At 63.9% G+C, this 11,750-nt stretch carries 12 protein-coding genes; 7 read left to right on the forward strand and 5 right to left on the reverse strand.

Translation table 11 applies throughout. From position 1 onward, the window contains the following. The 5 genes from lspA to MAFF_RS13655 all read left to right on the forward strand — a co-directional run bounded on the left by lspA (position 1) and on the right by MAFF_RS13655 (position 5,551). Positions 1 to 507, forward strand: a complete 507-nt coding sequence (lspA, locus tag MAFF_RS13635) for a signal peptidase II (RefSeq protein ID WP_010911501.1) — start codon at positions 1 to 3, stop codon at positions 505 to 507. 57 nt (positions 508 to 564) lie between these two features. Next, the gene (locus MAFF_RS13640; protein ID WP_010911502.1) at positions 565 to 1,554 is read left to right on the forward strand and encodes an MDR family oxidoreductase; all 990 of its coding nucleotides are present in this window, start codon (positions 565 to 567) and stop codon (positions 1,552 to 1,554) included. Between the two features lie 145 nt (positions 1,555 to 1,699). Further along, the gene (locus MAFF_RS13645; RefSeq protein ID WP_010911503.1) at positions 1,700 to 3,982 is read left to right on the forward strand and encodes a PAS domain-containing hybrid sensor histidine kinase/response regulator; all 2,283 of its coding nucleotides are present in this window, start codon (positions 1,700 to 1,702) and stop codon (positions 3,980 to 3,982) included. A 287-nt stretch (positions 3,983 to 4,269) separates the two neighbouring features. Next, a complete protein-coding gene (locus MAFF_RS13650) occupies positions 4,270 to 5,145 on the forward strand; it encodes a GNAT family N-acetyltransferase (protein WP_010911504.1) in 876 nt (291 codons plus the stop codon). A gap of 4 nt (positions 5,146 to 5,149) precedes the next feature. Further along, positions 5,150 to 5,551, forward strand: coding sequence for an MmcQ/YjbR family DNA-binding protein (locus tag MAFF_RS13655; RefSeq protein WP_010911505.1), 402 nt, complete (start codon positions 5,150 to 5,152; stop codon positions 5,549 to 5,551). On the opposite strand, the gene MAFF_RS13660 is transcribed toward MAFF_RS13655, so the two are convergent. Together MAFF_RS13660 and grpE are read right to left on the reverse strand one after the other, a co-directional pair. Then, the gene (locus MAFF_RS13660; protein WP_044550909.1) at positions 5,509 to 6,141 is read right to left on the reverse strand and encodes a trimeric intracellular cation channel family protein; all 633 of its coding nucleotides are present in this window, start codon (positions 6,139 to 6,141) and stop codon (positions 5,509 to 5,511) included. The genes MAFF_RS13655 and MAFF_RS13660 overlap by 43 nt on opposite strands. A 118-nt stretch (positions 6,142 to 6,259) precedes the next feature. Next, entirely contained in the window at positions 6,260 to 6,892 is a 633-nt protein-coding gene (gene grpE, locus MAFF_RS13665; RefSeq protein WP_010911507.1) for a nucleotide exchange factor GrpE, read from the reverse strand. 238 nt (positions 6,893 to 7,130) lie between these two features. Here grpE and MAFF_RS13670 point away from each other — a divergent pair, with 238 nt between their 5' ends. After that, complete coding sequence (locus MAFF_RS13670; protein WP_010911508.1) at positions 7,131 to 7,331, forward strand: hypothetical protein; 201 nt, start codon at positions 7,131 to 7,133, stop codon at positions 7,329 to 7,331. 89 nt (positions 7,332 to 7,420) lie between these two features. Next, on the forward strand, positions 7,421 to 8,443 hold the full coding sequence (locus MAFF_RS13675) for a fatty acid desaturase (RefSeq protein ID WP_010911509.1): 1,023 nt from the start codon (positions 7,421 to 7,423) through the stop codon (positions 8,441 to 8,443). A gap of 171 nt (positions 8,444 to 8,614) precedes the next feature. Here MAFF_RS13675 and MAFF_RS13680 read toward each other — a convergent pair whose 3' ends face one another. The 3 genes from MAFF_RS13680 to MAFF_RS13690 form a co-directional block, all read right to left on the reverse strand. Next, positions 8,615 to 9,235, reverse strand: a complete 621-nt coding sequence (locus MAFF_RS13680) for a DJ-1/PfpI family protein (RefSeq protein ID WP_010911510.1) — start codon at positions 9,233 to 9,235, stop codon at positions 8,615 to 8,617. A gap of 184 nt (positions 9,236 to 9,419) precedes the next feature. Further along, entirely contained in the window at positions 9,420 to 11,027 is a 1,608-nt protein-coding gene (locus MAFF_RS13685; RefSeq protein WP_010911511.1) for a GMC family oxidoreductase, read from the reverse strand. 95 nt (positions 11,028 to 11,122) lie between these two features. Next, a complete protein-coding gene (locus MAFF_RS13690) occupies positions 11,123 to 11,653 on the reverse strand; it encodes a DUF934 domain-containing protein (RefSeq protein WP_010911512.1) in 531 nt (176 codons plus the stop codon). Positions 11,654 to 11,750: the final 97 nt, after the last annotated feature.

An 11,750-nucleotide genomic window follows, 5' to 3' on the forward strand; every position in this document is an offset into this window, starting at 1 on the left:
GTGAGATCATGGTCCCCCTACGCGCTGCTCGTCGTCGCGGCCATCGCGCTCGATCAGTGGATCAAACATCTGGTCGAGACCGGCCTGCCCTTCCAGGAAAAGCTCGATCTGGTGCCGTTCCTGGCGCTGTTTCGCACCTACAACACCGGCATCGCCTTCTCGATGTTCTCCTCCTTCGGCGACACGGGCCTGGTGGTGATCGCCGTTCTGGTCGTGGCTTTCGTGCTCTACCTCGCCACGCGAACGCCATCGGGCCATGTCATCGCCCGCACCGGCTTTGCCCTGATCATCGGCGGCGCGCTGGGCAATCTGATCGACCGCGCCGTCTACGGCCACGTCATCGACTACATCCTGTTCCACACGCCGGTCTGGTCCTTTGCCATCTTCAACCTCGCCGACGCCTTCATTTCCGTAGGTGCGGCACTGGTCGTCTTCGACGAACTCATCGGCTGGCGCCGCGAGCCTTCGAACGCCAAGCCTTCCAAAGCCAAGCCTTCCAAAGATTGACCCCACGCGGCCGCCGCCGCACAGTCCAGGACGCCAAGCAAGCGCGCGGAGAAAAAGATGTCCGAAACCTTCAAAGCCATCCTCGTCTCGCGCGACGCCGACAAGAAACAGTCGGTCGCCGTGACCGACCTCACCGAAGCCGACCTGATGGAGGGTGAAGTCACCGTCGCGGTCGAGGCAACGACGGTGAACTACAAGGATGGACTGGCGATTACCGGCAAGGCGCCGGTGGTCCGCCGCTGGCCGCTGGTGCCGGGCATCGACTTCGCCGGCACGGTCATCTCGTCCTCGAATCCCGACTGGCGCAAGGGAGACAAGGTCATCCTGAATGGCTGGGGCGTCGGCGAGACGCATTTCGGCGCCTATGCGGGGCGCGCCCGTGTCAAGGGCGATTGGCTGGTGCCGCTGCCGGAAGGCATCAGCGCCCATGACGCGATGGCGGTCGGCACCGCCGGCTATACCGCCATGCTCTGCGTCATGGCGCTGGAGCGGCACGGCATCCTGCCCGATCGCGGCCCGGTGGTGGTGACAGGTGCTGCCGGCGGCGTCGGTTCGGTCGCGGTCTCCATCCTGTCCAGCCTCGGGTACCACGTCATTGCGTCGACCGGACGCAATGCCGAAAGCCCCTATCTGATCAATCTCGGCGCCGCCGAGGTGATCTCGCGGGACGAGCTCAGCCAGCCCGCCAAGCCCCTGGCCAAGGAACGCTGGGCCGGCGGCATCGATTCGGTCGGCAGCCACACGCTGGCCAATGTGCTGTCGATGACCTCCTATGGCGGCGCGGTCGCGGCCTGCGGCCTGGCCGGCGGCATGGACCTGCCAGCGAGCGTGGCCCCCTTCATTCTGCGCGGCGTCTCGCTGCTCGGTATCGATTCGGTGATGGCGCCGAAGGCCGTGCGCCTCGAGGCCTGGCGGCGCATCGGCGCCGATCTCGACCTGCAGAAGCTCGCCAGCCTGTCCACGACCATCGGCTTCGACGGCATCATCGATGCCGCGCACGACATCGTCGACGGCAAGATCCGCGGTCGCGTCGTCGTCGACATGTGACCGCATCGCGGGTCGCAGGCAAGGAGCGGACGGATCGCCTAATCCCGGTGGCGAATCCGCTGCTGTCGGGACAAAAACGCCTATCCGCTAAAATTCGAACGATCCGCCGCAATTTTCCATAATCTTCCTCTGGCAAGGGTTTCGCATGATCGCGGAATCCGACAGCCAACAGGCAAACAAGGGCGACGATGCGGTTGCCGCGCCGGCGGCGGCGCGGCGGTTCATCGCTGCGCCGCCGCTGGTGCCCGAGCAGCAATTGGCCAGGCGGGAAGGCCTGCCGCTGCTCACCTTCGTTGCCATCATGGTCCTGGCGGGCCTCGCGCATCTGACCGGGGCGCCGATCTTCATCAGCCTCGCCTTGCTGGCAACCGGCCTCGCCGGCCTTGCCTTGCATCTCCATGCCAGACGCAGCGTCCACCGTACCGTGGTGCTGCTGGACGAGACCACCGCCCGAAGCCGCGCCGAGATCGAGACGCTGGCCGACCGCATGTGGGAAATGCAGGAAAGCGAGGAGCGCTTTCGCGGTCTCATCGATGCGCTGGGCGATCTCGTCATCCATCGCGATCGCGACGGCTACATCGTCTATGCCAACAAGGTGTTCGCCGATCTCGTCGAAACCGATCAGCGCGATCTTGCCGGCAAGACCTTGGCCGAACTCGGCATCGAGGTCGGCATCGTCCCGGACGCCGCCTTTTCCGACCATGAGTGCCTGAGTTCCACCGATGTCGCCATCCGCACGCCGGGCGGCCCGCGCTGGTTCTCCTGGATCGAACTGTCGGTGCGCGACAAGGACAGCGGCGCGGCATCGCATCGCGCCATCGCCCGCGACATCACCGCCCGCAAGCGCGCGGAATCCTCGCTGATCACCGCGCGCGAGCGCGCCGAATACGCAAGCCAGGCCAAATCGCGCTTCCTCGCCACGGTCAGCCATGAAATTCGCACGCCGATGAACGGCATCATGGGCATGGCCAGGCTGCTCGCCGATACCAGCCTGTCGCCGGAACAGCAGACCTATGTCGGCGCCATATCGACCTCGGCCAGCGCCCTGCTCGCCCTGATCGAGGACCTGCTCGACTATTCCAAGATCGAGGCGGGTCGCTTCGATCCGGAACCGCAGCCCATGTCGGTTCGCGAGATCGCCGACAACATCATCGAATTGCTCGCCGCGCGCGCCTTCGCCAAGGATATCGGTCTCGGCTGCCACGTCGAACCGGATGTACCGCAATTGATCACGGCCGACCCTGGCCGGGTCAGGCAGGTGCTGCTCAATCTCATCGGCAACGCCATCAAGTTCACCGACGGCGGCGGCGTGCTGGTCAGCATCGCGCGCGCCCGGAGCGAGACCAGCGACCGCATCTGCTTCACCATCACCGACACCGGTCCCGGCCTGCGCGAAGAGGACATGGAGCGCATCTTCGAGGAGTTCGAACAGGCCGACGGCACCTCGACGCGCGCACATGGCGGGGCGGGGCTCGGACTTGCCATCTCCAAGCGCCTGGTGGCTGCCATGGGCGGCACGATTTCGGTCTCCAGCCGGCTTGGCCAAGGGTCGGAATTCGTCTTCGAAATCCCGGCCACGGAGGCCACCGAGGCGCCCCAGGGCCGGCAGAACGTGCTTGCCGGCAGGCGCGCGGTGATCCTGTCCAGGAACGCCGTCGAGGCCGACGCCATCGCCCGCACCATCCGCGCCAATGGCGGCACGGCCGGCATAGCCACCACCGTGGCGCAGGCCGCGCCGCTGGCCGAGGGCTGCGACGTGCTGCTGGTCGACGCGGCCATGGAGGAGAGTGACGGGAGAGTGCTCAAGCGATTGCGCCAGAGTGGTTTCACCGATTGCGAAGCCATCACCCTGATCGCACCGACCGACCGAGGCATGCTTGGTGAGTTCCGCGCCAGCGGCTACGCGACCTTCCTGGCCCGGCCGGTGCGCGGTGGAACACTTTTGCGTGTTCTTTTGACCAGCCACGCGCCGGCCCTTGCCCAGCCGCAGCCGGAAAAGCGCCGCACCCCGGCACTTCGCGCCTCAAGCGACCGCCAGCAGGGCCTGTCCGTGCTGATCGCCGAAGACAACGACATCAATGCCATGCTGGCCCGCGCCACGCTGTTGAAGGCGGGGCACCGCGTTAAGGTCGTCGGCAACGGCAAAGCCGCCGTCGAGGCCGTCACCGGCGCCGGGCACAAGCACCGCTTCGACGTGGTGCTGATGGACCTGCATATGCCTGTTATGGACGGGCTGGACGCCATTGCCGCGATCCGCCGCCATGAGGAGGAGACATCGGCGCCGCCCGTGCCGATCATGGTGCTGTCGGCCGATAGCCAGGAAAAGACGCGCCATGCGGTGCTTGCCCACGGCGCCAGCGGCTTCGTCACCAAGCCACTCGACCCGGATGCGCTTGTCAACGCCGTCGAGGGCCAGGTTGCAGCTTGATCTGCTTTTTTCCAGCCGCGCCTCTGACGCATGCCGGCTCAAAGCCGCCCCGATTCGCCGAGGGCGACATCCATGAAAACAAGGGTTTGGGGCGCAGTGACTTGATCCGTGAAGACCAGGCGCGCCTCGCCCCTCCTCACCTAAGGTAGCCGGTTGACCGTTTTCGCCAGCCGACGAAGTATTGCCCGCGACGCCTTATCACGGTACTGTCACAATCCTGTTGCACCTACACCGTATCCCCGTGCCAAGAGGGATGGCTCGAAGGAGAATCACTCGTGCATACAGTTATGCCGGAATGTGACACTCGGCCGAACGCCAGCAGCGCCTTGCTCGCCGGACGTAATGTCGATTCCGTCATAAAAGGCGCAGCGCTCGGCCGTATCGGCAATCTCGAAGTGCGGCTCGCCCGCAACGAGGCCGAGATCGCGGCCGCGCAGGAAGTGCGCTACCGCGTATTCTACGACGAGCTTGGCGCCCGCAAGGACCTGTTCCAGGTGCAGGACCGCCGCGACGCCGACCGGTTCGATCCGCTCTGCGATCATCTGCTGGTCTTCGACAATTCGATTTCCGGCCCCGAACACCGCCGCATCGTCGGCACTTACCGGCTGCTGCGGCAAGAAATCGCGGCCGCCGCCGGCGGCTTCTATTCCGAAGGCGAATTCGAGCTGACCAAGCTCATCGCCCGCCATCCCGGCCAGCGTTTCCTCGAACTCGGCCGTTCCTGCGTTTTGCCGGAATACCGCTCGAAGCGCACCATCGAGGCGCTGTGGCAAGGCATCTGGGCCTACATCAATCACTACGAAATCGGCGTGATGACCGGCTGCGCTTCCTTCCACGGCACCGTGCCGGCGGCGCATGCCGAGGCGCTCACCTATCTCGCCCATCACTGCCGCACGAATTCGGCCTGGGATGTGCGCGCCGTGTCCGGGCGCTATTGCTCCATGGACTTGATGCCGATCGAGGCGGTCAACACCAAGGCGGCGATCGCGGCGATGCCGCCTCTGGTCAAGGGCTATCTGAGGGTTGGCGCCCGCATCGGCGATGGCTGCGTCATCGACCGCGAATTCTCGACGGTCGATGTGTTCGTCGTCATGCCGGTCAAGGAAATCGGCGCCCGCTACGTCAATTATTACGGCGGGGAAGCCCAGCGCTTCGCAGCGTGAAACGGTGAGCGACGAGCTTTCCACCGTTTTCGAAGCATTGCGACGTGCTGCGAGCGGCTTGCCGGACATCATCGAAACGACATCTTATGGCACGCCGGCGCTGAAGGTTGGCAAGAAATTGCTCGCCCGCGTCAAGGACGCCGACACGGTCGTCCTGATGTGCCCGCTCGACGAGAAAGAGATGCTGCTGGAAGCGGCGCCCGCAATCTATTTCGAGACGGATCACTACAAGGGCTGGCCGGCGATCCTTGTCAGGTTGAGCCAAATTCCGCCCGAAGAATTGCGCCATCGGCTCGAACGGACATGGATCCGACAAGCGCCCAAAAAGCTGATGGACGCTTTGGCAGGCAGCGAAGGCCTGATTCACGGAATATCTTCCGGCCGTCGGCCGGGCCGGCTCTTGTAGGACGGAAACGCCCAGCCGAAACGCAGCGCGCCGCCGCGCACGGCGAGCGCCACGACGAAGCCGGCCAACCCCGAGACAAACTGCGGCAATCCGGCGACGTCACCTAATGTGAAGATGGCCGCGCCCGCCAGGGCGGCCGTGACGTAGATCTCCGGCCTCAGCAGCACCGACGGCTCGCCGGCCAGCAGATCGCGCAATATGCCGCCAAAGGTCGCGGTCAGCATGCCGGTGATGATCGAAACCACCGGCGAGCCGGTGATGCCAAGACCCTTGGCCGCGCCCATCACCGAAAAGGCGGCGAGCCCGATGGCGTCGAGCCACAGCAGCAGCTTGTATCGGGATTCGACGCGATGCGCGGTGAAGAAGACCAGGACCGCCACCACGGCGCAGATCAGCACATAGTCGCGGTTTCCCACCCAGAAGACCGGCACGTTGAGGATGAGGTCGCGAAACGTGCCACCGCCAATGCCAGTGACGCTGGCCAAGAACAGGAAACCGATAATGTCGAGTTGCTTGCGCGAGGCAGCCAACGCCCCGGTCGCCGCAAAAACGGCGACGCCGGCATAGTCGAGAAGGGCGATGGGGTTCAAGGGCATGAGGCAGTAGGGATTGGGAATTGGGGCGTATGAATAGCACGAAGCCGCGCGATTCATACGACTGCCTTATTCCCTACTGCCTACTGCCTACTGCCTACTGCCTAACCCCTAACTACGCATCCTTCTCCGCCTGCTCATTCACCGGCCCCGGCTCGACCGGCGCCTCGGCGGCAATCTTCGGGCCGCCCTTGGCGACGCCGACCATGGCCGGACGCAGCACGCGCTCGCCGATCGAATAGCCCGGCTGCACGACCTGGACCACGGTGTTGGCCGGGACATCGGGATTGGGCACTTCGAACATGGCCTGGTGGAAATTGGGATCGAACTTCTCGCCTTCCGGCGCGAGCTTCTTGACCCCATGCCGTTCCAGCGCCGACAGCATGGCGCGCTCGGTCAGATCGACGCCTTCGATCAGCGCCTTGAAGCCGGCGTCGCCCGAGGCCTTGGCCTCCGCCGGAATGGCGTCCAGCGCGCGGCGCAGATTGTCCGACACCGACAGCATGTCGCGGGCGAAATTCGCAACCGCATAGGTGCGCGCGTCGTGCACGTCGCGCGCGGTGCGGCGGCGCAGGTTCTCCATCTCGGCCGCAACGCGCAGCGCGCGGTCCTTCAGCTCTTCATTTTCCTTCAGCAGTCGCACAAGCGCTTCATAGTCGCCGTCGATGCTGCCTTCCGTGCGCTCGGCATTGGCCTCGGCCGCCTCGGCTTCACTGGGCGCGCGTTCGTCTTTTGCCTGGTCGCTCATCGCCGTTTCCCGTCATCTCGAATGGTATGGATTTTGTGCCCGATATCGAGGTTTGGCAGCCAAAAATCAAGGGGCAAGCGACCATTGAGCCTTTGGCCGGACCTGGGTCATGATCAATGGCGATGCTTAGATTTTAATTCAAAGTTTACTGTACTTGCCGGCTTGGCTTGCCACGGAAGCGTGATGCGGGAACCATTCCCCTACTGGAGGAGTTTCGGAGCCAACACAGGATTTTGAAATGATGACCCGCAACAAGGCTGAAAAGGGAGAAAGGCTCGCCGCCGAAGTCAGGCGCCAGTTTGGTGCCGAGGCGATGACGCGTTTTCTGCGTACCTTGCCGGCTTTCCACATCGAAGCCGATACTCACGACCGTTTCAGGCAATTGCTCGATCGCCTCGATCGGGCCGAGGCTGGCGATAACAGATTACGGCGGCAGTAGCTCTCGGCACTCTTTACGCGACAATTACGCACAGTAATTTTGCGTGATGGCTGCCTTGCGGTAGCCACACGCCGCGCCTATGCTTCCTGATGAACATGATTTCCCCCGATGCGGCCGCCAACAGCAAGCGTGCCTGGCTGAAGATCCTCGCGCGCTACAAGAAGCCGGACCGGCGACGCAGCGCCGTCGAACTTGCCATCACCCTCATCCCGTTCGCCACGCTCTGGGCGCTGTCCTCGGCCGCCTATGCCTATGGCCATTGGTGGGGGCTGATCCTGATCCTTCCGGCGGCCGGGTTCTTGGTGCGCATCTTCATGATCCAGCACGATTGCGGCCATGGCTCCTTCTTCGCCAACCGCTATGCCGACGACTGGATCGGCCGCGCGCTCGGCGTCCTGACTTTGACGCCCTACGATTGCTGGCGGCGCGCCCACGCGACGCATCATGCCAGCGCCGGCAATCTTGACGAGCGCGGCATGGGCGATATCAGGACGCTGACCGTTGCCGAATACCGGCAATTGTCCTGGCGCGGGCGCCTCGCCTACCGCCTCTATCGCCATCCGCTGGTGATGTTCGGGCTTGGACCGATCTGGCTGTTCATCTTCTCGCAAAGGCTGCCCATCGGCATGATGCGCGGCGGCCTGACGCCCTGGGTGTCGTCCATGACCACCAATCTCGCCATCGCGCTGGCTGCGGCCCTGCTTATCTGGGCCGTCGGCCCCGGTGCTTTCCTGGTCGTCCATCTGCCGATCGTCATCCTTGCCGGCTCGGCCGGAATCTGGCTGTTCTATGTCCAGCACCAGTTCGAGGAGACGGAATGGGCTAAGGATGACGACTGGGAGTTTCAGCATGCCGCCTTGCACGGCTCGTCCTATTACGACCTGCCGCCGGTGCTGAACTGGTTCACCGGCAATATCGGCGTCCATCACGTCCACCATCTCTCCGCCAAGGTGCCGGGCTACCGGCTGCAGGAAGTGCTGCGCGATTATCCGGAACTGCGCGGCATCGGTCGCGTCACGCTGCTCGACAGCCTGCGCTGCGTCAAACTGGCACTATGGGACGAGAACCGCCGCAAGCTGGTGTCGTTCCGCGAGGCACGGGCGACGATGTAGAGCAATTCCAGGAAAAGTGTGAGCGGTTTTCCCGGGAAAAGCGCGTAGCGCTTTCCCTTGGGAATTGCGTCAAAACATAGAGTTGGAGCGGTTCGCCGTTTCCGTGAAACGGGGAACCGCTCTAGAACGACCACCGCCGCGCCGTAGCGCGGCGGCGGAAGCAACCCCCTGTCAGGCGGCCTGGCGCTCTTCGCGCATCAGGATCTCGCCATGGCGGATCTCGGTGCCGAGCACCTTCAAGCACTCACGGATGAAGTTGGACAGGCCTGGCCAACCCTTGGCTGACACCAGATTGCCGTCGACATGGGCACCGGTCGGCGCGACGTCGATGTAGATGCCGCCGGCCAGCGTCACTTCGGGCTCGCAATAGTGGAGAGCAGCCACTTCCCTGCCCCGCACCACGCCGTCGACCGCGATCAGGATCTGCACGCCATGGCAGATGGTGAAGATCGGCTTGCCTGCCTCATGGAAATGCCGCACCAGCGCCTGCACACGCTTGTCGATGCGGATGTATTCGGGACCGCGCCCGCCCGCCGCATAGACAGCGTCATACTTGGCTGGGTCCACCTCGGAAAACGTCTTGTTGAGGATGTAGTCGTGGCCGAGCTTTTCCGTATAGGTCTGGTGGCCTTCGAAGTCGTGCAGCGAGGTCTTGAGGACATCGCCGGCCTTCTTGTCCGGGCAGACGACATGCACGGTGTGGCCGACGGCATGCATGGCCTGTTCGAAGACGAAAATCTCATACTCCTCGCTGAACTCGCCAACGAGCATCAATATTTTCTTGCCAGCCATTCCCGGTTCCTCCCTTGTGGCTATATTTATTTCGGGTGACGAAATAATGTTCCCTATCCTAAAGGCAGGAGGGTCAAAGGGAAAGCGCAAATCGCCAAATTGGTATGACCAGATTTGCACCTTCTCGACCGAGAGCGCTTCCCGGCAGACGAAAATAGCTTCGCTGGTTCGACCAGAGCGGCAGTCAGGCGGCTGCCTTGATCATATCCGCCGCCTTCTCGGCAATCATGATGGTCGGAGCGTTGGTGTTGCCGCCGATCAGGGTCGGCATCACAGAGGCGTCAACAACCCGCAAGGCTTCAAGCCCGTGCACCCGCAATTGCGGATCGACCACCGCCAGCTCGTCGACGCCCATCTTGCAGGTGCCGGCCGGGTGATAGATCGTGTCGGCGCGGGCACGGATGTGGGACATCAAATCCGCGTCGCTCGAAACACCGGCGGTGTAGATTTCCTTGTGGCGATACCTGGCCAGCGCCGGCGCCTCCAGGATGCCGCGCATCATCCTGACCCCCTTGAGCAAAAGCTCGGCGTCGCGTTCGTCCGAAAGAAAGCGAGGATCGATGCGCGGCGGTGCCATGGGATCATGAGTCGACAGCCCGACCTCGCCGCGCGAATGCGGCCGCAGCACGCAGACATGGCAGGAAAAGCCATATCCCATATGCAGCTTGCGGCCATGATCATCCACGATCGCGATGCAGAAATGCAGTTGCAGGTCGGGCCGTTCTATCGCCGGATCGGATTTGAGGAAGGCACCACCTTCGGCATAGGGCGTGGCGATCATGCCGCCGCCATCTTTGCGCCAGCGCAGCATGTGCCGCAGCAGGCCAGGCAGGCCGCGCAGGCCGATGCCCATCATGTCGGCATCCTTGGACGTCCAGCCCATGATGAAATCGAGATGGTCTTGCAGGTTCTTGCCAACACCGGGCAATTCATGAATGACCGGAATGCCATGCATGGCAAGCTCGGCAGCCGGGCCAATGCCCGACAGCAACAGGAGTTGAGGCGAACCGAAGGCGCCACCACAGACGATCACCTCACGCCTGGCTTTCGCGACGGCTTCGTCCTTCCCCGCGCGATACCGCACGCCGGTGGCGCGCTTGCCATCGAGGATGACCGCCGTGGCGTGCGCTCCGGTGATGACGGTAAGGTTCGACCTGTTCATGGCCGGTTGCAGATAGGCGGCGGCCACCGAGCAGCGCTCGCCATTGCGGCGTTCGCCCCAGAATTGCGTCACCTGATAAAGGCCGGCACCTTCCTGTTCGACGCCGTTGAAATCATCGTTGCGGCGGATCTGGTTTTCGCCGCAGGCCTCGACAAAGGCCCGGGAGAGCGGGCGTGGCTCTTGCTGCTCGGCAACCCGCAGCGGCCCGTCACCGCCATGCAGGGCATCAGCGCCGCGTTGATTGCCTTCCGCCCGCCGGAAATAGGGCAGCACCTCGTCCCATGACCAGCCGTCGCAGCCGAGGTCGGCCCATTCGTCATAGTCGCCGCGGTGCCCGCGCGTATAGAGCATGGCATTGATGGCGCTGGATCCGCCCAGCGCCTTGCCGCGCGGCTGGTAGCCCTTGCGGCCGCCAAGACCTTGCTGCGGCACCGTCTCGAACGCCCAGTTGTTGATTTTCGGCCGGCCCGGCAACAGTGCGATGATGCCTGCCGGCGCGCGGATAAGCAGGTTGCTGCCCGCGCCGCCGGCTTCGATCAGGCAGACCGTTTTCGACGGATCTTCGGACAGACGCGCGGCAAGCGTGCAGCCGGCGGACCCGCCGCCGGCGATGACATAGTCGAAATCCATGACTTCCTCCCTCGCACCCGGCGGATGTTTCCGTCCGGATGACCAAGAGAAGGCTCGATTACGGCCTATGTAAAGATGGTAGAATTACCGCAGCGTCAGCTGCGAACGCGCCGCCAGGAATATTTCGGGCCCTTGGGCTCCGGCACGGCGGCTGGCTGGTAGTAAAGCCCCAAGCCGCCGGTGCGGTCCTCTTCCAGGCGCTTCAGCAGCACCGGGTTGGAGATCTCGAACTCGTCGAAGCCGAGACGCAGCATGTGCGGCAACGGGTCGACCAGCACCTGGCCGGTGGCCCGAACGGCACCCTCGAAGTGGTAGCGGCTGCGCAGCAGTTCGGCCTTGGAGAAGGAGCGCCCATCGCTGAAGGCCGGGAAGACCAGCGCCACCAGCGACAGCTGGTCAAGCAGGTCGGCTATCTTCTCGAGCTGATCGCCAGGCTGCAGCTCCACGCCAAGCCGCTCCTTGGCGGACAGGCGCACCTCCGGATCAAGGTCGAGGAACGCCTGCAGCGGCAGGATGAAGCGGCCATTGCCGCACAGCTCGTCCGCATTCTCGGCATGAGCCCACTCGTCCTCGCGAAAACCCTGCGGGGTCCAGAGCCGGGTCTCCGGTGTCGTCGTTTCGGTCATCAAAATTCCTAAAGCCCCAAGATCCAAGTCCGCTGAAAGCCCCTCCCGCACAAAACCGGCGGCCTCCGGGTGGAGGTCGCCGTTCGCAGGCCGGCTG

Origin of the sequence: Mesorhizobium japonicum MAFF 303099, from assembly GCF_000009625.1 — a bacterium.
GTDB lineage: Bacteria > Pseudomonadota > Alphaproteobacteria > Rhizobiales > Rhizobiaceae > Mesorhizobium > Mesorhizobium japonicum.